This window comes from Ponticaulis sp., from assembly GCF_029210165.1.
Lineage (GTDB): Bacteria > Pseudomonadota > Alphaproteobacteria > Caulobacterales > Hyphomonadaceae > Ponticaulis.
The window spans coordinates 1636567-1661076 of the sequence record NZ_JARGNT010000001.1 but is presented as its reverse complement, the minus strand read 5'-3'; the positions used below and the strand labels follow the sequence as shown (position 1 = coordinate 1661076).

General features: G+C 56.4%; 17 protein-coding genes. 9 read left to right on the top strand and 8 right to left on the bottom strand.

Features of this window, described 5'->3' with window-relative positions:
* Nucleotides 1–47: 47 nt before the first annotated feature.
* The 3 genes from P1U45_RS08115 to P1U45_RS08105 form a co-directional block, all read right to left on the bottom strand.
* On the bottom strand, nucleotides 48–1673 hold the full coding sequence (locus P1U45_RS08115; protein WP_301058620.1) for an alpha-glucosidase: 1626 nt from the start codon (nucleotides 1671–1673) through the stop codon (nucleotides 48–50).
* 232 nt (nucleotides 1674–1905) lie between these two features.
* Nucleotides 1906–2964 carry a Fe(3+) ABC transporter substrate-binding protein gene (locus P1U45_RS08110; protein ID WP_301058619.1) on the bottom strand — a complete coding sequence of 353 codons (1059 nt, stop codon included), beginning with the start codon at nucleotides 2962–2964 and terminating at the stop codon, nucleotides 1906–1908.
* Nucleotides 2965–3027: 63 nt separating this feature from the next.
* Nucleotides 3028–4077 carry an ABC transporter ATP-binding protein gene (locus tag P1U45_RS08105; protein ID WP_301058618.1) on the bottom strand — a complete coding sequence of 350 codons (1050 nt, stop codon included), beginning with the start codon at nucleotides 4075–4077 and terminating at the stop codon, nucleotides 3028–3030.
* A gap of 99 nt (nucleotides 4078–4176) precedes the next feature.
* On the opposite strand from P1U45_RS08105, the gene P1U45_RS08100 reads away from it, so the two are divergent.
* Entirely contained in the window at nucleotides 4177–5802 is a 1626-nt protein-coding gene (locus tag P1U45_RS08100) for an iron ABC transporter permease (protein WP_301058617.1), read from the top strand.
* Nucleotides 5803–5806: 4 nt separating this feature from the next.
* On the opposite strand, the gene P1U45_RS08095 is transcribed toward P1U45_RS08100, so the two are convergent.
* Nucleotides 5807–6607: a manno-octulosonate cytidylyltransferase gene (locus P1U45_RS08095; protein WP_301058616.1), complete on the bottom strand. Its 801-nt coding sequence runs from the start codon at nucleotides 6605–6607 to the stop codon at nucleotides 5807–5809.
* A gap of 108 nt (nucleotides 6608–6715) precedes the next feature.
* On the opposite strand from P1U45_RS08095, the gene P1U45_RS08090 reads away from it, so the two are divergent.
* Nucleotides 6716–7144, top strand: coding sequence for a nuclear transport factor 2 family protein (locus P1U45_RS08090; protein ID WP_301058615.1), 429 nt, complete (start codon nucleotides 6716–6718; stop codon nucleotides 7142–7144).
* A 9-nt stretch (nucleotides 7145–7153) separates the two neighbouring features.
* Here P1U45_RS08090 and P1U45_RS08085 read toward each other — a convergent pair whose 3' ends face one another.
* Complete coding sequence (locus tag P1U45_RS08085) at nucleotides 7154–7822, bottom strand: hypothetical protein (RefSeq protein WP_301058614.1); 669 nt, start codon at nucleotides 7820–7822, stop codon at nucleotides 7154–7156.
* A 116-nt stretch (nucleotides 7823–7938) separates the two neighbouring features.
* Here P1U45_RS08085 and P1U45_RS08080 point away from each other — a divergent pair, with 116 nt between their 5' ends.
* Nucleotides 7939–10437 (top strand): ligase-associated DNA damage response DEXH box helicase, encoded by a 2499-nt coding sequence (locus P1U45_RS08080; RefSeq protein ID WP_301058613.1) that lies wholly within the window; start codon nucleotides 7939–7941, stop codon nucleotides 10435–10437.
* A gap of 175 nt (nucleotides 10438–10612) precedes the next feature.
* Entirely contained in the window at nucleotides 10613–12415 is a 1803-nt protein-coding gene (locus tag P1U45_RS08075; RefSeq protein ID WP_301058612.1) for a PAS domain S-box protein, read from the top strand.
* A gap of 41 nt (nucleotides 12416–12456) precedes the next feature.
* Here the strand turns inward: P1U45_RS08075 and P1U45_RS08070 are convergent, their stop codons facing one another.
* Entirely contained in the window at nucleotides 12457–13821 is a 1365-nt protein-coding gene (locus P1U45_RS08070) for a rhodanese-like domain-containing protein (RefSeq protein ID WP_301058611.1), read from the bottom strand.
* Between the two features lie 405 nt (nucleotides 13822–14226).
* Nucleotides 14227–15222, bottom strand: coding sequence for a GSU2403 family nucleotidyltransferase fold protein (locus P1U45_RS08065; protein WP_301058610.1), 996 nt, complete (start codon nucleotides 15220–15222; stop codon nucleotides 14227–14229).
* A 132-nt stretch (nucleotides 15223–15354) separates the two neighbouring features.
* On the opposite strand from P1U45_RS08065, the gene P1U45_RS08060 reads away from it, so the two are divergent.
* Together P1U45_RS08060 and pdeM are read left to right on the top strand one after the other, a co-directional pair.
* Nucleotides 15355–16146 (top strand): enoyl-CoA hydratase-related protein, encoded by a 792-nt coding sequence (locus P1U45_RS08060; protein ID WP_301058609.1) that lies wholly within the window; start codon nucleotides 15355–15357, stop codon nucleotides 16144–16146.
* Between the two features lie 60 nt (nucleotides 16147–16206).
* A complete protein-coding gene (pdeM, locus tag P1U45_RS08055; protein WP_301058608.1) occupies nucleotides 16207–16941 on the top strand; it encodes a ligase-associated DNA damage response endonuclease PdeM in 735 nt (244 codons plus the stop codon).
* A gap of 14 nt (nucleotides 16942–16955) precedes the next feature.
* On the opposite strand, the gene P1U45_RS08050 is transcribed toward pdeM, so the two are convergent.
* Nucleotides 16956–20627: a peptidoglycan-binding protein gene (locus P1U45_RS08050; protein WP_301058607.1), complete on the bottom strand. Its 3672-nt coding sequence runs from the start codon at nucleotides 20625–20627 to the stop codon at nucleotides 16956–16958.
* A 209-nt stretch (nucleotides 20628–20836) separates the two neighbouring features.
* On the opposite strand from P1U45_RS08050, the gene P1U45_RS08045 reads away from it, so the two are divergent.
* From P1U45_RS08045 to P1U45_RS08035, 3 genes are all read left to right on the top strand, one after another.
* Entirely contained in the window at nucleotides 20837–21322 is a 486-nt protein-coding gene (locus P1U45_RS08045; protein WP_027441540.1) for a MerR family DNA-binding transcriptional regulator, read from the top strand.
* A gap of 64 nt (nucleotides 21323–21386) precedes the next feature.
* Nucleotides 21387–23171: an acyl-CoA dehydrogenase C-terminal domain-containing protein gene (locus tag P1U45_RS08040; protein WP_301058605.1), complete on the top strand. Its 1785-nt coding sequence runs from the start codon at nucleotides 21387–21389 to the stop codon at nucleotides 23169–23171.
* A 168-nt stretch (nucleotides 23172–23339) separates the two neighbouring features.
* Nucleotides 23340–24506 carry an acyl-CoA dehydrogenase family protein gene (locus P1U45_RS08035; protein WP_301058603.1) on the top strand — a complete coding sequence of 389 codons (1167 nt, stop codon included), beginning with the start codon at nucleotides 23340–23342 and terminating at the stop codon, nucleotides 24504–24506.
* Nucleotides 24507–24510: the final 4 nt, after the last annotated feature.

Here is a 24510-nt window from a genome sequence, read left to right as displayed (position 1 = left end):
ACGCGACCTTTGAGCACAAAGCCATCACACATCTGACAGGACTGGATCTAAATCTTCCACCAATATCCGGTGAGCGCCGGTATCTCGTTTTCGATATTGTGCGGCTCCACGCCGATATTCGAAATAATCAACTCGCGCTTCTCTGGCAGCTCGAAATCATACTCCAGCGGCCGGTTTGAGAGATTGAACACGCAAAGAATGGTCTCATCGCCCTGTTTCCGCTTGAAGGCGAGCAGGTATTCTTCTGCCGTGATGAACGCCAGGTCACCGATACGGATCGGGGCCAGATCACGGCGCAGACGGATCGCTTCGCGCGCAAACTTCAGGGTGGAGTATTCGTCGTCTTCCTGAACATCAGGCGCAAGCGCGGCATGTGCTGGATCGACCGGCAACCATGGCTCACCAGTGGTGAAGCCAGCATACTCTTCCGTCGAAGACCATGGGAATGGCGTGCGCGCGCCATCGCGGCCCAGCGTATGCGGCCAGTTCTCAATGGCTTCAGGGTCCTGCAGGAATTCATACGGCACGTTGCCCGTCGGCAGGCCGAGCTCCTCGCCCTGATACATGAAGACCGTACCGCGCATGCTCAGCAGCAAAAGCAGATAGAGCTTGGCATGGACGACAGTGTTCATCCCATCCGACCAGCGCGACAGGACACGCGGCGCGTCATGGTTGGAAAACGCCCAGCTTGGCCAGCCATGGGCCGGATCGCCTTCCCAGCTGGAAAGCGAATTCGCAATCGACCAGCCGGTCAGATGATCAAGATAGAGGAAGTCGAAATTGTAAGACGTGTTCAGCCGTTGATGGCCGGAGGTGTATTCGCGCTGATACTTGAACGGATCAGGGCTGGAGACTTCCGCGACTGTGAACTTGTTGCCTTCATAACCGTCGAGAACCCAGCGCATGCGCGTCAGGAAATTCACCGTCTCATGGTGCGTCTCACTATAGACGTGGTCCTGCATATCGAAGCTGCGCACGACCTCCTCAATCGGGCGGCCTGACGGCGGATTATCGCGCAGTTCAGGATCGTGCATGAAACAGTTCACGACATCGAGGCGGAAACCGTCCACACCGCGATCCAGCCAGAAACGGGTCACGTCAAGCAGAGCGTCCTGAACCTTTGGATGGTGCAGGTTGAGGTCCGGCTGGGAACTCAGAAAGTTATGCATGAAGTATTGTTTGCGGCTGGAGTCCCATTGCCAGGACGAGCCGCCAAAATAGGCCTGCCAGTTGTTTGGCGGCGATCCGTCCGGCTTGGCATCAGCCCAGATATACCAGTCCGCCTTGTCATTCGTCCGGCTTTTACGGCTCTCCAGAAACCAGTTATGCTGGTCGGACGTGTGGGAATAAACTTGGTCGATAATGACTTTCAGACCGAGCTCTTTGGCCCGTTTGAAAAGCGCCTCGAAATCCTCAATCGTCCCGAAAATCGGATCAACGTCGCAATAGTCGGAAACGTCATAACCGAAGTCTTTCATCGGAGACTTGAAGAAGGGCGACAGCCAGATCGCATCCACATTCAGCGATGCAACATATTCCAGCCGCTCGGTAATCCCTTTGAGATCGCCAACGCCATCGCCATTCGTATCCTGAAAACTACGCGGATAGATCTGGTAGAAGGTCGCACCGCGCCACCATTCGTTGGGCGAAGACGTTGTAAAGATATCAGCCAAACAGGGCTCCATTCACTCGAAGGGTATTTCTACTTTGCGGACCAGATGAGTCCGGTCAACCGCACAACACGCCATTCTTTGCCTCTATTCCCGTGTTGAAGAACAATGCTGCAGATTGATCAGAAAGTGACGCATTGCGGTCGCGCGGCATGTCCGGCTGCAAGAATCAAAAGGAGCTGCCAACGCAGCAGTGCGGGCAGCTCTCGCAAAGACTTAAATTGAGGCAGAAAGCCTAGCGCCAGCCTGCCCGGTCGAACACGCGAACAGCTGTCGCCTGATTGGTGCCGAGCGCTGTTACCTGCAGATCATCTTCACGGAAATCACCAAGGCCGGACACTTGCGGCGCCAGCTCGGCTTCAAGATTGACCGGATACTCGTTATTGCCAGCTGAGAACGCTGTCTGAACGTCTTCGCGCGTCAGGAAGTGAAGAAGCTCGATCGCATTTTCTCGGTTCGGTGCATACTGAGTGAGACCACCGCCAGATACGTTGACGTGCGTACCGGACCCATCCTGGTTCGGGAAAATGATGCCGATATTGTCATAAACTGCGCGTAGCTCTGGGTTATCGGACGCGGCAAAACGAGCAATGTAATAGGTGTTCGCAAGTCCGATACCGCACTCACCCGCTGCAATGGATTGCAGGATAGATGTGTCATTGCCCTGCGGCGGACGCGCAAAGTTCTCAACCACGCCCTCAGCCCATTCCTGAGCCGCCTCTTCGCCATCACGCTCTACAATCGAAGCCAGAAGCGAGATGTTGTAGATGTTAGATGATGACCGCATGCAGACTTCGCCCTGATAAGCCGGGTCTGCGAGGTCTTCATAGGTCGTCAGACCTTCAGGCGCGCCCTCGGATTTATTGTACACAATCACACGCGCACGCTTGGTGAAGCCATACCAGAGATTGTTCGGGTCGCGCACATAGTCCGGCACGCGAGATTGAAGAAGTTCGTCATCCAGCGGCTGGAACACATCCGCCTCTACCGCGCGGAACAGACGGCCCGCATCAACCGTGATCAGAATGTCAGCTGGTGAGAACTCTGCCTCATTCACAAGGCGCTGGATCAGCTGCTCACTCTCGCCTTCGAGCAGGTTCACGCGAATGCCGGTCTCGGCTTCAAACTGCTCGTAAAGCGCGTGGTCTGAATCATAGTGGCGGGCGGAGTAGACATTCACGACGCCGGCATTGGCAGGTGTCGCAGACGTTTCAGTCGTTTCATCCGGCGAACTTCCCCCGCAGGCAGCAAGACCAAAACACAGCGCGAGCGAAGCAGATTTCAGATGAGCCAAAACGGCCTCCTTTATTGAGAACCGTTCTTATCTAGGCCGTTCTGTGCGAGTCTACAAGGTCGCTCATTGCGACTCTTTGTCGAAAAGGAAGGCGTTGCGCTGGCGAAGTGACAAATGCCCTTTCGCGCCGATCTCCGGCAGGGCATTTTCGTCAGCATCCACGCGCACGAGCGAGATGGCCGCAGCGTCCACGCGTGAGACGAACAATACCCGTCCGGAACTTCGATAACGCACATCGCGCACCACCCATTCGCCATCCTCGGCCGCCGTGAAGCGCACACCAGACGGACGGATCACCATTGTGCTGACCGGACTTTCGCGGCGTGCGACCTCTCCAAGGCCGAACCGGCCAGCAGCGCAGACAAACTCTTCGCCTTCAACATGCCCATCAAACAACTGTGCATCGCCAAACAGGCTCGCGACTTCTGCGCAAACAGGCTCGTTAATCACCTTGTCCGGCTCGTCCACCTGAAGGATCCGGCCTTTAGACATGACAGCGATCTTATCCGACATTTCCAACGCTTCTTCAGGGTCATGCGTTACAAGAATGGAGGCGCTACCCGCTTCTTTCAGCAGAACACGCGCAGCCTCACGCAGCTCACGGCGCAGCATAATGTCGACGCTCGCATATGGCTCATCGAGCAGCATGACCTTTGGCGCAGGCGCCAGCGCACGGGCCAGCGCTACCCGCTGCTGCTGTCCGCCCGACAATGTGCCCGGCTTTCGCTGATCGTAACCGGCAAGCCCGACCATTTCGAGCAGCGCCCTACGACGCGCCTGACGTTCCGCCGGTGGCATGGATTTCAGACCAAACTCGATATTCTCGGCCACCGTCATATTCGGAAACAGCGCATGCTCCTGAAACACCAGACCAACAGGGCGCTTTTCCGGCGCAGGATGATGATCCGGCGCGGCGAGCAGCTCATTGTTCAGCATGATCTGACCGCTGGAAAGATGCTCCAATCCTGCGACAAGGCGCAGCAGCGTCGTTTTCCCACATCCCGAAGGACCGAGAAGCGAGACAACCTCTCCGCTGCGGACCGAGAGAGAAAGCGCGTTCAGCGTCTGCATATCCCCATATGAATGGGTCAGGTTTTCGAGAATGAGTGTCATAAGCATTACTTTGACTATTGAATGCGCCCGGTCTAGAGCGAGATCATGAACGCGTCAAAAAGCATCGCTATAAGACCTCAGTCGCAAACGCAAAATCATTTGCGTCGAGTTGCGCTGGCAAGTCTTGTCTTTTTGATCGCGGCGCTCCTCACCCTGCCTCTATTCGGCGTTATCATAGGCTCGCTGGGCGAAAGCGATGGCACGTGGTCACACCTCACCGAAACGGTGCTGTCGGAATATGTGATCAACACGCTGGCACTTCTGCTTATGGTTGGCGTTCTGACCGGCAGCATTGGCACGGTGAGCGCATGGCTCGTCACATCGATCCAGTTTCCAGGGCGCAAAGTCGTCGAATGGCTACTGGTTCTGCCGATCGCCTCACCGGCCTATATCGCCTCTTATGTTTATACTGACCTGATGGACTATGCCGGCCCGGTTCAGTCAGCACTGCGCGGCCTGATGGGCTGGGGCGCAGATGATTACTGGTTTCCGGCGATCAGAACGCTTCCGGGCGCTGGGCTTGTGCTGTCCTTCGTGCTCTACCCGTATGTCTATCTGCTCGCGCGATCTGCCTTTCTGAACCAGTCTCAAACGCGGTTTGCTGCTGCGCGCTCGCTTGGAGCCTCACCGCTGCGCGCCTTCTGGAGCGTTGCGCTGCCAGCCGCCCGTGCAGCCATTCTGGGCGGTATTGCCCTTACGCTGATGGAAACCGCGGCCGACTTCGGCGTAGCCGATTATTTCGGCGTGCCGACCTTCTCGACCGGCATTTATCGCGCCTGGTACGGCATGGGCGATCCGGTTTCAGCGCTACGCCTCTCCGGCCTGCTGCTTGTCATCATGGCCATTCTGGTGATGGCAGAGCGCCGATTCCGCCCGGCTCAGGCCAACAATGATATCGCTCGCGATACCGTTCTGCGCCGCATGAAACCGTCCAGACCGCTGCAATGGCTCGCCGCCTTTGCCTGCATCATGCCAATCCTGATCGGTTTTGCCTTCCCTGTCGCGCGCCTGATCTATCTTGCGGCTGGCGATATAGCCCGTAACGGCATGCCTCAGTTTGTGTCTTTCGCGACGAACTCAGTCACCATGTCAGTTATCGCTGCAGGCCTCACACTCGCGCTCTCTCTTTTCCTCGCCTATGCCCAGCGCGGCCGGACGCGTAACCAGAAGACCGGACCGATGAGCGCGGCAACACGCCTTGCAACGCTCGGCTACGCTCTGCCCGGCACACTTCTCGCGGTTGGTCTTCTTCTTCCGATGACGACGATTGATAAGTCGATCTCACGCTGGATGCTGGACCAGTTCGGCTGGGCACCGGGCCTCTTCCTCACAGGCACAGTCGTTACGCTGATTTACGCATATGTGATCCGCTTCCTGACAGTATCTTACAACACGGTTGAGCCTGCCGTTTCATCCATCCCGCGCGCCATGGACGAAGCAGCCCGCACGCTCGGCTCACGCCTGTCACGTATTGTATTTGAAGTGCACCTGCCGGGCCTGAAGCCTGCGCTCTATTCGGCCGGCCTTCTGGTCTTCATCGACACGATGCGCGAATTGCCCGCAACGCTCCTGCTGCGTCCTGCCAATTTCGAGACACTGGCAACGCAAGTCTACCGCCTTGCCTCGGACGAGCGCCTCGCAGAAGCCTCTGTCGCCGCGCTTATCCTCATTGCGATTGGTATTCTGCCCGTCATGCTGATCACACGAGCAAACCTCAAATCCTGATTGCTCAGACGAGGCCTTTTTCGTTCAGAATGCGTTCGGCCAGCGCTAGGTCCTCAGGCGTATCCACACCTGAAATAGACACTTCCGGCGCAGGCACTTCCACGACACGGATTTTCATACCCGCTTCCAGCATGCGCAGCTGTTCCAGCCCTTCCAGCGCCTCATAGTAAGACTCCGGCATTTCAGCGAACGTCTTCAGCGCACTCAGCGAATAGGCGTAAAGCCCGATATGACGCAGCACTGGTGAGAACTCGCCCTCTCCGCGCATTTTCTCTTCCTTGCGCAGGCCCGGAATGATGTTCTTGGAGAACCAGAGCGCACGGCCATCCGGCCCACGAACGCAGGTCGTACCGGAAAAAGGCGCGATCTTTTTATGCTCACGCAGCTCGTCGAGGGCCACCCATGTCAGGCGCACAACTGGCGTTGCCGCATCATCGCCCGTCTCCAGAACAGCCTTGCCGACATCCGCCACCATTTGCGGCGGTGTAAACGGCGCATCGCCCTGCAGGTTTATGACAACTTCGGGCTCAAGCCCCAATGCCGCGACAGCCGCAAGCGCACGGTCTGTACCCGTCGCGACATCTTCCGGCGTCAGAACCACTGGCACGCATTCCGCCTCGCAATGGGCTGCAATGCGCTCATCATCCGTCGCGACGACATAGCCAGCATCGCCGATAATGTCCGCTGCAGCCTTAGCCGTTTCAGCCACGCGCAGCACCATGGATTTACCTGCAATCTCCATAAGCGGCTTGCCCGGAAAACGGGTGGAGCCATAGCGGGCAGGAACAACGATGAGTGTACGCATTAAGGCATCTCATAAAAACTGAACTGGACAGCCACTCACTTGCGCCAGTCCGGCGCTACGTGTCAATTTCCCATCTCGGTGCAAAACGCGAAACTCAAGGCGCATCTAATGAACCACACCATCAAGACAGGTATCTCAGCCGCGTTCATTGTATTCGTAGCCGCCTGCACTCAGAATGAAGCATCACCGGAACAGGCGGTGATTGAGCAGTATACGGCAGCGTACAACGAGGCAGACGTCGCCTCCATGGCCGCGCTTATGAGCGACACTGTGCAATGGTTCGCAATAGAAGGCGGCGTGACAGTTCCGATGGCTGACGGCAAAGAAGATCTCAGCGCACAACTCACAACATATCTGGCTTCGACAAATACTACGAGTACGCTATCAGACTGGACTCAGAATGGGGCATTTCTTTCGGTCATTGAAACCGCCAGCTGGTCTTCGCAATCTGGTGAGAGCATGTCCCAATCATCGCTCGCAGTCTATGAAATCCGCAACGACCGCATCCAGCGCGTTTGGTACTATCCAACGGATTAATCCCGGAAGCTAGCGCGCGACTTCGACATTCTCCACGCGCTGAATGCTGGATTCGCTCTGGCGCTGCCCCATGGCCGACACGTCAAATGCCATAGTCAGCTCGGAAAGATACGGGCGACCGGATGGCCCCGCCTCGCACGTGCCGAACAGGTCGAATGTGTGCACGCGGGCGATAATCATCGGCTTGAAGGATTCGGGCAGATGATACTGGAAGGAGACGAGCTGACGCGTTTCCTTATCGACCACCACGGTCCCGATAGAACGTTCGGCAATCTGGCGCTCAAAATCTTCAGCGTCTTCCGGCGTTGTTGGCGTAAAGGTGAAGGTGGCCGTTGTGTCGCTTTCGGCTGCCAGTTCCACATCGCCCTTAACGCGGTCTTCCATGCCATCGCACCAGATGTCGCCAGCATCTTCTGAAACGCTCTCCAGAAGGTCTTCTTCGCTAATCTGGTCGGTCTGTTCGTGAATGGTCACAGGCATCGCCGAGTGCGGATCATAGCTATACCGGAACAGCACATCGCCCGACCCGCGCATGACAGACATATCGAAGCTGTGCGGCGTTTCCTCGCCCTGATACGGGCCGACGGCATCGCGAAACAGCGCCGGCCAGCTTTCATCGGCAAAAGCCGGTCCGGCGGTACTGAATGCAAGAGCGATAACTGGCAGGGCAAAGCGCATGAATAGTCTCCGTGTTGGAAGTCACATCAACCCGAACCCCGCACGAAATCAAATGAGAATTTTGTCAGGTTGTAGTTCGCAGATGACGCGGCGCGTTTTCACGCTATGTTCCAACCATGGCTGACGGCGACCCCCGCATTTTACTTCCCGACCAGTTTGAAGACTGGTTCGCCACTCGAGGTTGGCAGCCGCGCGCGCATCAGCTGGCACTTGCCGATGCCGCGACGCGCGATGAAAGCGCGCTGCTGATTGCACCAACGGGTGCAGGCAAGACGCTGGCCGGTTTTCTGCCGAGCCTGATTGATCTGGCGAGGCAGAAGCGTCAGTCCAATGATACGCGCCCACGCCTACACACGCTTTATATCTCGCCGCTGAAAGCGCTCGCCGTCGATGTGCACCGAAACCTCAACACGCCGGTTGAAGAAATGGGGCTTGATATCCGCATCGAGACGCGCACCGGTGACACGCCGCAATCGCGACGCCAGAGACAGCGCGCCAATCCGCCAGATATTCTGCTCACCACACCGGAACAGCTCGCACTGTTCATTGCCTCTGACCGGGCGAGCGAATTCTTCGAAGACCTGAAATGCGTGATCATTGACGAGATCCACGCCATTGCGCCCACCAAGCGCGGAGACCTTCTGGCGCTCGGCCTTGCGACCTTAAAAAGCTGGGCACCCAATCTGCGCCTCACGGGCCTGTCTGCGACAGTGGCTGATCCCGATAAGCTTACTCACTGGCTGGGCGGCGCGACGACGATCACGGCGGCTGGCGGGGCGGACGCGAATATCGATCTTCTCATTTCGAAAGAGCGCATTCCCTGGTCAGGTCATTCGGGACGGTTTGCGATCGGTGAGGTGTACGAGGAGATCAAAAAAGCCCGCCTTGCGCTGGTCTTCGTCAATACGCGTTCGCAGGCGGAATTGCTGTTTCAGGAACTCTGGCAGGCCAATGACGAGAACCTGCCCATCGCACTACACCATGGCTCGCTGGATGTTGAACAGCGCCGCAAGGTGGAAGCCGCCATGGCGAAGGGTATACTTCGCGCGGTGGTCTGCACCTCAACGCTCGACCTTGGCATTGACTGGGGCGATGTGGACCTCGTCATCCAGATGGGCGCGCCGAAAGGCTCCTCCCGCCTGATCCAGCGCATTGGCCGGGCCAATCACCGTCTGGATGAGCCCTCCCGCGCCCTACTCGTACCGACCAACCGGTTTGAGGTGCTTGAATGCCGCGCCGCCAAGGAAGCCGTGGATGATCGCGCACTGGATGGCTCTGACCGTGTAAAAGGCGGGCTGGATGTGCTCGCCCAGCATGTGATGGGCCGCGCCTGCGGTGAAGGCTTCGATATGGCCCACCTGTTTGAAGAGATTACCTCCGTTGCGCCCTACGCCCATATCGATTGGGAGACGTTCGAGCGCGTTGTCGACCTTGTGGCGACGGGCGGATATGCGCTGCGCACCTATGACCGGTTCAAGCGCATCGTGAAGCGTAAGGACGGGCTCTGGCACGCCCGCACACCGCGCGATGCGCAGGGCCACCGCCTGAATGTCGGCACGATTATCGAAGCGGCTATGCTGAAGGTAAAAGTGCTTTCGCGCATCAAACGTGACGGTCAGGGCCGCATCACCTCACCTGCCTATGGCGGCAGGGTTCTGGGCGAGATAGAGGAAGGCTTTATCGAAAGCCTCACCCCCGGCGATACATTCCTGTTTGGCGGAGAAGTGCTCGCCTTTGAAGGCATTGCAGAGACGAGCGTCATAACAACACGCTCGAACGATCCTGAACCTGCCATCCCCTATTATGCGGGCGGCAAATTTCCACTTTCCACCTTTCTGGCAGACCGCGTGAGAAAGCTCCTGCACAATGAAGCGGGCTGGACACATTTGCCGGAACAGGTCGCCGAATGGATACGCATTCAGAAGCTGCGCTCGGTTATCCCTCCAGCCGATAAAATGCTCGTTGAGACCTTCCCGCGCGCCGGGCGACATTACCTTGTCTGCTACCCGTTTGACGGAAGGCTGGCCCACCAAACGCTTGGTATGCTGCTCACTCGCAGGCTTGAACGCTGGGGTTATCGCCCGCTTGGGTTTGTCGGCTCGGAATATGCCATGGCAATCTGGGGTCTGGAGCCGATGGGCGGGCTCGATATGGGCAAGCTCTTCCATCAGGACATGCTGGGCGATGACCTTGAAGAATGGCTGGATGAGAGCTTCATGATGAAGCGCACCTTCAAGCAATGCGCGCAGATTGCAGGCCTGATCCTACGCCGCCAACCGGGCACAGAGAAGACAGGCCGTCAGGTCACCTTCTCAACCGATCTTATCTATGACGTGCTGCGCAGCCATGAGCCGGACCATATCCTTCTGCAGGCCGCTCGTGAGGACGCTGGCGAGGGCCAGCTGGACATCCGCCGTCTTGGTCAGCTGCTCGAGCGCGTAAAAGACCATATCGTTCATGCAGACCTTGAGCGTATCTCGCCCTTTGCCGTGCCAGTCATGCTGGAGGTCGGGCGCGAGCCTGTGGCTGGCGTATCCGCGTCTGAAGCCATTCTCGCTGAAGCCGAAGAAGACCTTCTCATGGAAGCTTTCGACGATGACGTGCCAGGCGGCTAAGGTCAAACCCCAAGCAACGAAAGACCACAAAATTAAGAACAGTTATCAATATGTAAATAATAATTTTAAAACTATACTTATAATTTTCTTTTCTAAGAAATCTGCACTTTCTTAACTTGAAATCAATTTGAATAACCCATCTTGCAACTTGGTTTTATTTTAAGGAGCATTTGCCGTGCTGTGGAAGAATCGAAATCAAGACATTTCAAAACAGAGCGTTTCTGACGATCAGAACGCTGACGATAAAAATTATCTCGTAAAAGTCCTCGATCAGGCAATTGATGCCGTAGTCAGTATCGATCGGGACAATAACATCACTTATTTCAACGCAGCCGCCGAAGCGCTTTGGGGATACAGCCCCGAGGAAGTGATTGGCCGCAATGTCAGCATGCTTGTGCCTCGCGAAATCCGTAGCGCACACGACAACTATGTGAACGCGAACCGGACGACCGGCCAGAACAAAATTGTCGGCACAAGCCGGGAAGTTCAGCTGGAACGCAAGGACGGTCAGCGCGTCTGGGCAAACCTGTCCCTGTCAAAAGTCGGCAGCGGCGATAACACCCACTACACCGCGTTTGTAAAAGACATCACAGCCGAGAAGCAGAGCCGTGACATCATCCATCAGACACTGGAACAATCGCTGGATGCTGTGGTCACGATCGACCAGCAAAACAATGTGACATTCTTCAACGCAGCCGCCGAAGCTCTCTGGGGCTATGAGCGTAATGAAGTTATCGGTCAGAACGTCAAAATGCTCGTTCCCGAAGAAATCCGTCACGTCCACGACAACTATGTGAACGCCAACCGCACAACGGGTCAGGACAAGATTGTCGGCACGAGCCGTGAAGTCCCGATTTTCCGCAAGGATGGCGACAAGAAATGGGGAAGCCTGTCTCTGTCGCGCGTCAAACTGGAAAACGGCGACACGATGTACACCGCCTTTCTGAAAGACGTGACTGCGGAAGTGGAACAGCGCGAATATGTGAAACTGCTCTCGCTCGTGGCGAACGAAACCGACAACTCCGTGATCATCACAGATAAGGCGGGCCTCATCCAATATGTGAACCGCGGCTTTGAGAAGCTGACCGGTTACGAAATGGGCGAGGTACGCGGCCGCAAGCCTGGCGACTTCCTGCAGGGCAAAGGCACTGACCCGAGCACCGTCGCCCGCATTCGCGAGCATTTGCATCGCGGCCAGCCCTTCTACGAGGAAATCCTCAATTATGCGAAGGACGGCACGCCTTACTGGATTAGCCTCGCCATCAATCCGGTGTTTGATGAGAAGGGCAATGTCGCCCAATACATTTCAATTCAGGCCAACGTCACATCGACCCGCCAGCAGTCTCAGGACCAAGCGCTAAGACTGGACGCGATCAACGGCACCAATGGCATTTGCGAGTGGTTTTTGTCTGGCGCACTGGAGAACCACAACTCGTATATCCAGACCATGGGCGTGGACCTATCTCCATCAGCCTCCAACCTTACCAATTTCCTCTCCGATGCGGACATGCGCACGCTGCAATCCGGAGAAGTTCTGCGTGCGGAGAAGTCGTGGGCTGGCACAGATGGCGAGACCAAATGGATGGATGCGGTCTTCACCATCGTTCCTGATGTAGAGGGCAATCCGTCCCGTGTACTGATGTGCGCAACAGACACCTCGCTTCGACGCCAGCTCATGGAGAACACTGCGAACGCGCTGAACGAAGTTCTGGCGTCGAGCCAGAAGATCAACTCGATCGTGTCGTCCATTGACGATATCGCATCGCAGACAAATCTTCTCGCGCTCAACGCGACAATTGAAGCGGCACGCGCTGGCGAAGCTGGCAGAGGCTTCTCGGTCGTTGCAGCAGAGGTTCGCGAGCTCTCCAATCGCTCGACGACGCTGTCCTCAGAGATCAGCCAGATCATTCAGGACAATAACAACGTCATCGAGACACAGAGTCAGGGGCTTAACCGCCTGACAGGCATGGCTAGCTAGCTCAAAGAATAGCCCTGCCATTCCGGCGGGGCTTTTTTTTTCTATTCGGTTACAACCGGCTTCCCTGCTGACTGCCAGGCACCGATTGAGCCGACATAGACATCCACGCCCTTCTGGCCAGCGGCCTTAAGCGCTGAAGCAGCAAGGCTTGCGCGCGCGCCGGAGCCGCACATCACGGTAATACCTTTATCGCTCACATAGTTTTCAGGCTTTTCAAGTACTTCGCCCACATAGGCGTGGCTCGCGCCTTCGACATGACCACTCTCGAACTCTTCTTTTGAGCGCACATCGAGAAGGATCCAGTTTTCAGGCGACTGGTTCACGCGGCTTGCCATAGCGCCCGTATCAGCGGTCGCGATGAAATCTGTGTCCGCGCCGCCGGACGCCATACCAAGCACACCCGTCACTGCACCAACAATATTCGCAAAACCAATCCGGCAGAGATGACGGGTAGCATTCCGTGCGTGATCGGCGCTTTCAGCGACAAGACCGATGCGCGTATCTTCCTTCAGGAACCAACCGCCAAAGGCAGCGATCATACCCACCGGCAGGCAAAGGCTACCGGACACATGTCCACCCAGATGACTTGTCGGGTCACGCACATCAAGCACCACGTCCGGAGACGCCTCTTTTAGCGTAGAAAGGCTGAGCATCAGCAATTGAGCCGGGCTTATCACATCATGCCCGCCTTGCAGATTGAGGCGCTCCATCAGCTCAAAATAGGGTGGCTGGTAATGATGCTCGCCGGCTTTGGTTTTGATGAAATCTTCGCGAGCAAGCTGAAGACGCGGGCTATTGGCGCGCTCGTGACCAATGGTCGAAAACTCTCTCGCTGCCATGCCCGAGCCGCAGACAGACCCCGCACCATGTGCCGGATAGAGAATGGCCTGATCGCCAAGCGATAGCAGCTTCTGCAGGCTGTCAAAAAGCAGGCCTGCCTTTTCCTCTTCCTGCCCTTGATAAAAGTCTGTGCGCCCAACGTCACCGATGAACAGAGCATCGCCAGTAAACACGCCTACAGCGCCTTCGGGATACTCAGAATCATAAATCGCGATCGAGATGGAGTCGTCCGTGTGACCGGGAGTGAGCAGCGTTTTGAGTTTCAGCTGACCAATCTCGACTTCTGCGCCCTCACCCACGGTTTCAGCATAGGCGATGTCACCTGCCGAATTTGGCCCGTGCCAGACTTTGGCACCGGTCGTCTCTGCAAGTTTCTTCGCACCCGTGACGAAGTCCTCATTCCGGTGGGTTTCGAAGATATGGCGGATTACCACACCCTCTTCCTGCGCGGCAGTGAGGTATTGCTCCAGATCAAGCTGCGGGTCTATCACGGCGGCGTCTTCACCCGCGCCGATAAGATATGAAAAGTGCGCAAGGCCCGGCGTTTTGAACTGTTTGAGGATCACGAAGTCTCTCTCCCTTTGTCTGCTTCATCGCTATCAACGAAACAAATGGAGCGAAGTTCGAAGATTTCTCGTCAGGCCCGGCTTTGACGCAGCGTGAAATTGACCTGCACACCAATCCGCGTAATCAGTCTTCTCTGGGCCGGTTGCGCTGGAAGTTGGTCTCGAGTCTATGGCCGGCGTTTCAGCGCCCGAAGCCATTCTCGGAGAATCTGAAGAAGACCTCCTCATGAAAGCCTTCGGCGACGATATACCGGGAGGTTAGCTTTTATTTTCTGTTTGCTTGCTCGAACTCATGTTCGGCAATCGTTATCGCTTCGAGCATTTCGTAAAACGCTTCTCCCGGGTCGCTTATGCAGGGACCGCTTTCAACTTCAGAACACGCTCTCAACCCAGATTGAAATATGCTTATGCGACCGAAACCCGGCCACTGCCCCGACACCACTTTTCGAAATCCGTCATCAACTCGTCCGGCAAGCTAGCTCCAAACTCCTCGTTGAGTGGGTAATGGGGCATTGCATCTCGAACGGTATCCAGCAGCAGATGACCTTGCTTTTGATCCTTGCCCCTTTTGTTCGGATTGCGCTTCGCTTGACGGGACATCCAGAGTTTATGAAGCGCAAAATATCGAGGGTCCGGGACGTAAAGCCTTGCGGGCTTTCCATCCCGACAGACGACCACACGACTGAGTGGACGGCCAAGCAAAAGCCACTCCTGTTCGGGCAGAGGAACTGGCTTGGGCACATCCAGTCGATCCAGCATGTCGAGTTTGGACGGCGCGACCAGCAACTCGACCTCATACGCTTTCGCATTTCTCGCCTGAAACTGACGCTCAGTATTCATTGTGTAGGTGCTGTCGACAGCTTTGAGCAGTGACCAGACCGGCTTAGCACCTTCTTCCGGTCGCTTGTTCGCGGCCCACGCCAGGTCAAAGTCGTCTGTCTCGTCCGGAATGCCCACGAGAAATCCATTAGATTCCAACTGATATGCCGGAATGGCGTTGGTACCAACGACAAGCAAATTCGAACCGAGCATTCCTCGCTCATCAGCCCTTCGAAGAATATCTCCAGCCTGACTCGCCAATAGTGGTAGCCTAAGAGCGCGATACATGGCGCAGCTTTCATCCACGCTTAAAACGCTGGTCTCAATCCGGCTTTTTAGCCCGGCTTTCAGATTTCTGAAATCTTCAAATCGTTTGAGATTATCGTCATCGAGAGCCCCGAGGCTGACACCGTTTCCATTTCGACCAGTGATCTCGTATAGATACTTGCGACCTTTTGAGGTTTTAATTCGAAGGTCGTAGGGCATGGCCGCAAGCTGCTGACATGCCTCCATCCAGACCTCGTAGCGTTGCTCGAGATTTACAATGGTACGGGTCTGCTCATCACTAAAAGCACGAAACATGCGCCGTTATCCCACAATTTTGGAATTTTGCAAATTGTGGGACAACACATTAATCGATAAGCTGCCCCAACGGTAAATTGACCTGCACACCAATCCGCGTAATCAGTCTTCGCAATAAAGGGAGAAACGCACATGTCAGATCTGCTGCACAAAGTCGAAAACGGTATCGCCACGCTCACATTCAATCGTCCGGAGGCGATGAATGCGCTGTCTCAGGAAACTTTCGAGGTCGGCATTCCGCTTCTGGAACAATGGGCGCAGGATGATGATGTGCGCTGCGTCGTCGTAACCGGCACTGGCGACCGTGCATTCTGTGCAGGCGGCGACGTGAAAGCGATGAATGCAGGCCGCGGCGCAGAGCAGACGACCGAGCAAAAAGTGAACCGTCAGCTTGGCATTCACCGCATGTCCGGCCTTCTTAACTCCATGCCGAAGGTGACGATTGCAGCCGTCAACGGCGTTGCAGCGGGCGCTGGCTTCTCAATCGCGCTGTCTTGCGACCTGCGCATTGCCTCCAGCCGCGCGCGCTTCACAACAGCGTTTGCAAAAGTCGGCTTTGCAGGCGATTTCGGCATTACATGGCCGCTGGTTCGTACTCTCGGCGAAGCCAAAGCCAAAGAGCTACTCTTCCTCTCTGAAATGGTGACCGTAGACGAGGCTTTGCGCCTTGGCCTCGTCAACAAGGTCGCTGATGCAGACGGCTTTGACGAAGCGGTCACAGAACTAGCGACACGCATCTCCTCTGGCGCACAGCTCGCTTACCGCTACATGAAAGAGAATGTACGCCTGTCCTCCACCGAGAACTATCAGACCATGCTGGAGCGCGAAGCCTTCACGCAGATCTACACGGGCGAGTCTGAAGACCATAAGGAAGGCGCGCGAGCCTTTGTTGAAAAGCGCGCACCGAACTTCAAGGGCCGCTAAGCCGCGCCCTAACGCAGCGGGGAGATTGACCCTCCCCGCGACTTGCGCAATCCCTTGGATATGCGCCCCGGACTTAAACTCTCAGACGAGCCAGCTGGTCATATGATCAGGCTTTGCGGACACGACCTTCGCCCGCTCAAAGAGGGTGCGCTTTACTGGCCAGCACAGAAAACGCTGATTGTCTCCGACCTGCACTTTGAAAAGGGCTCCAGCTATGCCCGCGCAGGCCAGCACTTACCGCCTTATGACACCCGCACAACTCTCGGCCTGATCACCCGCCTGATTGCAGAGCTAAACCCGGAACGTGTCATCTCGCTGGGCGATAGCTTCCACGACCCGCGCGCCCATGAGCGCCTGCCCGAGGACGACTGGAGCGCCATTTGCGCGCTGACTGCGTCGCTCGACTGGGTATGGGTTGAAGGAAACCATGACCCTGACCCACCTGAGGGCCTCGGCGGCACAGCCTTCAAGGAACTCAAACTCGGTCGCCTCACGTTCCGGCATGAACCGACAGGCGAGACCGGCGAGATTTCAGGACACCTTCACCCGTGTGCACGCCTTATCGGACGTGGAAACAAAATGGTCCGCCGCCGCTGTTTCGTGACAGATGGCAACAGCCTTATCCTGCCGAGCATGGGTGCGTTCACGGGCGGGCTGAATGTGCTCGAAAAGCCGTACCAGCCGCTTTTCCCGCGTGGGCTTCAGGTTTTCATGATGGGAACCGACCGCGTTTATGCGGTGCCGACAACACGCCTCGCGCCAGATCGTTCATCCGGCGCACGCTGGAAATTCTAAAAACAGCTTAGCTTTTAGAGGCCTGTGTCAGCCGCTGCACGCATCTGACGAAGCAGAGTTGGGGTCACCTGACCTGATTGCGGATAACCGTTCGCGCCCTGGAAGGCGAGGATGGCGTTACGGGTCTGGTTGCCGAACCGGCCATCAGGGAAACCCGCATTATAGCCAAGCTCGTTCAGCAGTTCTTGCGCCTGGCGCACCTGTCCGTTCAGCGCAAGTTCGGTCGGCGCAGATGTTTCTGCTGGCGCAGATGCCGCCGTTTGAGACTGCTGCGGGAAGATACCGTTGGCTGCAGGATCGCTTTGTGTTGGCGTGTAAGCCGCAGCACGTCGAAGAGCTGACTGGGCCGCTGTCGGGTCAATCTGCGCAGCAAGCTCGGAAACTTTAGAGCCGGCGCCGCTATCACCCATTTGCTCGGCAACAGCATACCAGTAAAGCGCTTCAGCAGGATCTGCCGTCACACCAAGGCCCTGCTCGTAAAGCACGCCCAGATTATACTGGCTGTCGACAAGACCGTATTCAGCCGCAGAGCGGAACCATTGTGCAGCGCCTGCATAGCTTTGCGGGCCGCCCTCACCTTCAGCAAAGAAGACTGCCAGGTCGTGCATGGCTTTCACATTGCCATTTTCCGCTGCAAGTTCAGTCCACTGGCGCGACTGCGCAAGATCGCGAGGCACGCCCTGCCCACGCTCATAGAGCTTGGACATGCGATACTGCGCCATTGCGAGACCACCATCAGCCGAGTTCTGAATAAGCGTAACCGCTTCGCGGATATTGCCTTCTTCAAGCAGGCGCATACCGTCCTGATATTGGGTCACCGGCGTCACGACAGGCGGCGGAGGTGCTGCTGGCTCTGCAGAGGCAGGCTGCGCGGAGGCCAATTCAGAAGGTGCGATCGGCACAGCATTCTGGATAGAGATCGGCTGACCGGTCAGCTGACTGCGATTGAGGTCACTGGTCGTCGGACCGTTATTGCGAGCCGTCTGAACCGGCGCAGGCGCTGGCGCTTCTGCGGTCTCAGCACGACGCGGCGCTGGGGCCGGTGCAGGCTCGGATTCGATGAGGCGTTCTTCGCGGCGCGGCGTTGATTCCTCAGTAGCTTCAGAGACTGCCGCTTCGCTTTCAGTGACTTCAGGCCCGACAATTTCAAGGCCAATGCCAGCGTCCGCGCCATTTTCCAGCGCAGACAGCTCGTCAGCGCCTGCCGATGGCACCAGTGGCGTGCGACTATCAACCTGCCCACGTGCAGATGGGCCATCAAGATAATCGAGGCCTGAATCCTGCTTGCCGCGCATCAGCATGAAGCCTGCGGCGCCTGCTGCAGCGATTGCGATAACCGATGCCGCAGCAATCAGAGGCAGTTTAGAGCTACCGCCACCCTTTTTGCCGCCCTTGGCAGCAAGAACCTTCGGCGCTTTGCGGCCGCGACCGGTTTCTTGCGCGGCATTTGCCGCCGCGCGAGCGCGTGACAGGTAATCTGAAGCGCTGCCTGTATCCGGAACAGACATAGGCGCATCATCATCGAAACTATCGTTTTCAAAGGATGTGTTTTCGTCGAACTCGGCAGCATCAAGGTCGAAGCCGGAGCCTGGAACGTCTGCGGCGAAGCCATCATCCGGCTCATCCAGATCATCATCAAAGCTGGCTTTTGAGGACGGCGTTTCAAACTCGTCATCGCCAAAGTCGGCCCACGGGTCATCTTCAACAGGTGCAGGCTTAGCCTTTTCAGCCTTCGGAGCTGGCGGCTCAGGCAGATCGAAATCGGCATCAAGCTCTTCAGGAACCTCCGGAGCAGCAACGCTTTTTTGCTTCGCATCTGCTGCATCGAGGCGAGCCTCAAAGCTATCGAAAGACATTGGCGGCGCTGCAGGGCGGGACACACCATCCGGATTAGAGAAGTCTTCCACCGCAGACAGACGCTCGGCCAGAGACGCCATAGCTTTCTGGATCGGGCTGATTGAGGACGATGTCGCCTGCTCAACCTGCGCAATACGGTCGGTGACCTTACCAAGCGCTGTCTCAACCTTTTCAGACTGACGCTGTTCGCTCGCCTGAATCTCGCTGGAGAGACGGTTTACGCTTTCATCCTGACGCACCTGAAGGTTCTTCGTCAGCGTAGTGACATGATCTGTGAAATCGCGGATCGCAGACGCGCTACGTTCTTCAGAGGCCTCGACGCGGGAGTTCAACGCGCTTGCAAGCTCGTCCATCTTTGCGGTGACCGATTCAAGCGGCTCGCCCGTCTCACGAGTTTCAATCTCGGAGAGGCGCTTCTGGAAGGCGTTCGCGAAGTCGTTCAGCTGGTCGCGCAAAGCGCCGCCAATCTCAGAATCATTGCGTTGTTCAACCGTCGCCACACGCTTGTCGAGCTTTTCTGCAATGCCGGTGACTTCCTCGCCAATGGCTTCAACAGCCTGTGTCTGGCGCTGCTCGGTACGGCGCATGCGCTTGGCAATTTCATTCACTGCCGAGTTCATCTCGGAGAACACTTCAGTGGACTGAGACGCAGCCGTTTCAATCTGGCCGGTCAATTCACTGCGCGTATCGGAGATGGTCTGCGCCAGCTCTGTCTTAATCGCCTCGATGCGCTCTTCAAACTCAGCGCGGAGCCCGACAAGGCCTTCGCCCTCAAACTGGCCAAGGCGTTCATCAAGCTGCGAGAAGCTGGATTCAAGACCGGAAAGCGCCGCGTCTGTTGTCATTTCCGCGCGAGACAAACGTTCGGCAATGTCTTCGAGCTGTCCTTCAACGTCATCACGCTGGGCTTTCGCCTGTTCTTCCAGTCGGGACACCAGATCGAAAGCCTGAAGGCTACGGTTTTCCGTTTCGGTGATATTGCGCCCGAAGCGTTCAACGCTATCGGAAACCTTTGTCAGCGTGCCGGATACATTATGGTTGATCTCAGTAACGTCGCGCTCGACCTGCGTCATGCGGTCTGTGAGATGCTTGTTTGCGCCTTCGGTGCGCGCAACCGTTTCAGAGAGTGCGCGATCAACTTTCGCAGACGCGTTCTCAATCTGAGAAGTCACAGAGTTCTGAAGGCCGGTAACTTTCTGAGTGACGGACTGGTCCATCTCGCCAAGGCGCTCATCCAGCGATTTCAGCTGGGTTTCAGCGCTGGCGTGCTTGGCTTCGGTTTCGCTGCGTGTTTGCTCGATACGCTCGGACAGGTTTTCCAGTGCCTTTTCGAGCGAGCGCATAGCGCGCAGACTCTGATGCGAGGCATCATCCGCTTCAATCTGATCGATACGGCGCTTCAGAAGGGCTTGTGCCTGTTGCAGCTCTTCAGCGGCAACATCAATGCGCCCCTCAATGGCCTGCTGAGATTTCTCAGTATCGTCGAGACGGTTCAGCAAACCGACGACGGACTTATCAATATCGGTAATCGCAAGACGCGAACGGGCTTCAGCCGCCTCAACGCGGCGTGTCAGTTCATCAAGCGCAGCTGAGCTTGTGCTCGTCGCGCGCGGCGCAGGTCGCTCGATCTCCGGTACGTCATTATGAGCGGTCTGAGGCGCTGCCTGCTGGCGGCGCGCTTCCGCTTCTGCGGCGTTCTGATCTGATTCGAGGAGCAATCTGTTCAGATAGTCCCCAAGCGTAATTCCTTCAGTGCGTGCAGCCTGCAGAGCCGCTTCACGCGCTTTGGAATCTATGCCTTTGACGCTCCATGGGCCACGCGCTGACATGGACACCCCTCAAGTTGACGCATTACCGCAATACTAATGAAAATCTTAAAAGCCACCGTTCGTATTAAGGGGGAGTTAAGAATGGTAAAAACCTGACTTAACCCGGTAATTTTTGCCGCCCTCTGAAAACGCCGGAGAATTTCTGAAACCGTCAGGCGAGTCTGAAAATTAACGTTGACGTTCACGTTAGGTGAAGTATGTTTCCCGACATGAACGCACTCTCTGAAAGCAAAAAACCGCTCGATACGCGTACCTACGCCATCAGCGAACTCGCCCGCGAATTTGGCGTCACGCCTCGCGCCCTCCGCTTTTATGAAGACAAGGGCCTCCTCTCGCCCGACCGCGACGGCATGAACCGCGTCTACTCGAACCGCGACCGCGCCCGCCTGAAGCTTATCCTGTCAGGCCGCAAAGTCGGGTTCTCGCTCAATGATATTCGCGAAATTCTCGACCTGTACGATCTGGGCGACAATCAACGCTCGCAGCTGCGCGCCGCTTATAAAAAGCACAAGCAGCAGATCGAAGTGCTGAACCAGCAACGCCTCGAAATCGACGAAGCACTCGACGCGCTTCACAAAGGCGTGTCCTGGCTGGAAAGCAAACTCGAGACGATCGGCCCATCCGAAAACGAATCCGAAGCTGCCCGCGCTTATGACGCTGTCGCGCGCAAAAGCTTTGAAACCGAAGAAGACTGAGACGGCTGCGGCCCTGACGCTGTCAGCAAAAACTCGGCACCTTACTTAAAGAAAGAAAAGACTTATGCCACGTTACAAGGCTCCTGTTCTCGACATGCAGTTCATCCTTCACGATGTGCTTTCGCTACAGAATTATTCCAACCTGCCAGGCTTCTCTGACGCCTCACCTGATCTGATCGACCAGATCCTCGAAGGCGGCGCGAAATTCGCTGAAGATGTCCTGTTCCCGCTGAACTATTCCGGCGACAAGGAAGGCTGCAAACGTAATCCGGACGCGACGGTCAAAACGCCAGACGGCTTCCCTGCCGCTTACGAGCAGCTTGTTGATGCGGAATGGCTCTCGCTTTCAGCTGACCCGAAATATGGCGGTCAGGGTCTGCCGGGCGTTGTGAATATCGCGATCAACGAAATGCAGTCCTCGTCCAACATGGCCTTTTCCATGTACCCCGGCCTTACCCATGGCGCGTATCAGGCGCTGCTCGCGGGCGGCTCTGAAGACCAGAAACAGACCTACGTCACGAAGATGATCAACGGCAAATGGTCGGGCACGATGAACCTCACTGAACCTCAGTGCGGCACAGACCTCGGCCTGATCAAAACGAAAGCCGTTCCGCAAGCTGACGGCTCTTACAAAATCACTGGCCAGAAAATCTGGATTTCCGGCGGTGAGCAGGACCTGTCTGAAAACATCATCCACCTCGTGCTCGCACGCATTGAAGGCGGACCTGAAGGCATTAAAGGCATCTCTCTCTTCGTTGTGCCGAAATTCATTCCGGACGCTGACGGCAATCCGGGCGAGCGCAACGCACTTGAGTGCGGCGGCCTTGAAGAAAAGATGGGCATTCACGGCAATGCAACCTGCGTCATGAACTATGACGGCGCGACAGGCTGGCTCGTTGGTGAAGAGCATAAAGGCATGCGCACAATGTTCGTCATGATGAACGAAGCGCGCCTTGGCGTCGGCATGCAGGGTCTCGCCCAGGCCGAGATCGCTTACCAGAACGCCGCTGATTTTGCCCGTGACCGCCTGCAGAGCCGCGCGCTCTCTGGTCCGGCCGCACCAGAAAAACCAGCTGATCCGATCATCGTCCACCCGGATGTACGTCGCATGCTGATGGATAGCCGCGCCTTCACCGAAGGTGCCCGTGCGTTCATGTTCTGGACGGCACTTTACGGCGACCTTCTGCACAAGTCTCAGGACGACGCCGTGCGCCAGAAAGCCGGCGACTATATGGCTCTCATGACACCTGTCGCAAAAGCCTTCCTCACAGACATCGGCTTCAAGACGACGTCTGAATGCCTGCAGCTTCACGGCGGCATTGGCTACACGCAAGAAATGGGCGTTGAGCAGTATATGCGTGATGCGCGTATTGCGATGATCTATGAAGGCACGAACGGCATTCAGGCGCTCGATCTTGTCGGCCGCAAGCTGGCGGCAAATGGTGGCCGCGCAATCTTCACCTTCTTCAAAGAGATGGACGATTTCGTCGGCGAAAACGCTGACAATGGCGACATGAAACTCTTTACGGACGCACTTTCCGACGCGAAGAAAAAGCTGGAAGCTGGCACGACATGGCTCATGCAGAACGGCCTCTCCAACTTCAACAATGCGGCGGCAGCATCCACCGACTACGTCCACCTCTTCGGCTACACAGCCATGGCCTATATGTGGTCCATGATGGCGAAGACGGCGCTCGAAAAGGATGACGGCTCTGATCCATATTACGCCAACAAGGTGAAAACAGCGCGCTACTATATGGAACGCGTCCTGCCGAAAGCCGGCTCCCACCTTGATATGCTGAAAGCGGGCGCAGACAGCGTGATGGCTCTGGAAGCTGACGCGTTCTAAATTTCAAACCTATTCAGACACCGGGCCTCCAGCAGGCCCGGTTCACGCTTTTTCCGCCGAAATACTGCATTTTTCGGGCGCGCCTACCGCAACGTCACGGGGCGACAAAGCTCTGCGGAATGCCTATATCGTTGACGCAAACGTTACATAAAAATCTCGGAGGGAAATATGCTGCAATCACCTCTCGATATTCCGGCCTCAGGCTGGCGTCTCGACGAAGAAGTTTCAATCTTCTCGGACTCGGTTGGACAGTTCTTTGAAAAGGAATGCGCACCGCACGTACCGCAATGGCGAAATGACGGCATTGTTCCCAAAGAGATGTGGCTCAAAGCCGGTGAGATGGGCATTCTCGGCGCCTCTGTTTCCGAAGAATATGGCGGCATGGGCGGCGACTTCCGTCACGAAGCCATCATCGCAGAACAGATGGGCTGGAAGGGTATCGATGGCTTCGGCATCACCCTCCATAACGGCATTATCGCGCCGTACATTGAGAGCTTTGGCACTGAAGAGCAGAAGCAGAAATACCTGCCGAAAATCGCGACTGGCGAAATCATCACCGCCATCGCCATGACAGAGCCAGGCACGGGCTCTGACCTTCAGAACATCAAAACCACCGCAAAGAAGAATGCGGACGGCTATGTTCTCAATGGCTCGAAGACCTTCATCTCGAATGGCCAGAACGCCAACCTCATCCTCGTTTGCGCAAAGACGGATCCGACCGAAGGCGCCAAAGGCGTCTCCATCATGCTTGTTGAAACCGATGGCGCAGCAGGGTTTGAGCGCGGCCGCAATCTTGAGAAAATCGGCCAGCATGCGGCTGATACTTCAGAGCTGTTCTTCAATGATGTTCAGCTCGGCCCGGACGCGGTGCTCGGCGGCAAGGAAGGCATGGGCTTCATCCAGCTTATGCAGAAGCTTCCGCAGGAGCGTCACATTATCGGCGTGCAAGGCATGGCTACGATCGAGCGCGCCATCCAGGTCACCGTTGAGTATGTAAAGCAGCGCAAAGCCTTCGGCAAAACCATCTGGGACTTCCAGAACACCCAGTTCAAGCTGGCAGAATGCAAAACCGAGGCAACTGTCGCAAAAGTGTTCGTCGATCGCTGCACCGACCTACTCCTTGAAAACAAACTGGATTCTGCGACGGCCAGTATGTCGAAATACTGGGTGTCCGATTTGCAATGTAAAATCGTGGACGAATGCCTCCAATTGCATGGCGGCTATGGTTATATGGATGAATATCCGATCGCCCAGATGTACGCAGACAGCCGTGTCCAGCGCATTTATGGCGGCGCAAACGAAGTCATGAAGATGCTGATTGCGAGGACAATGTAATCTG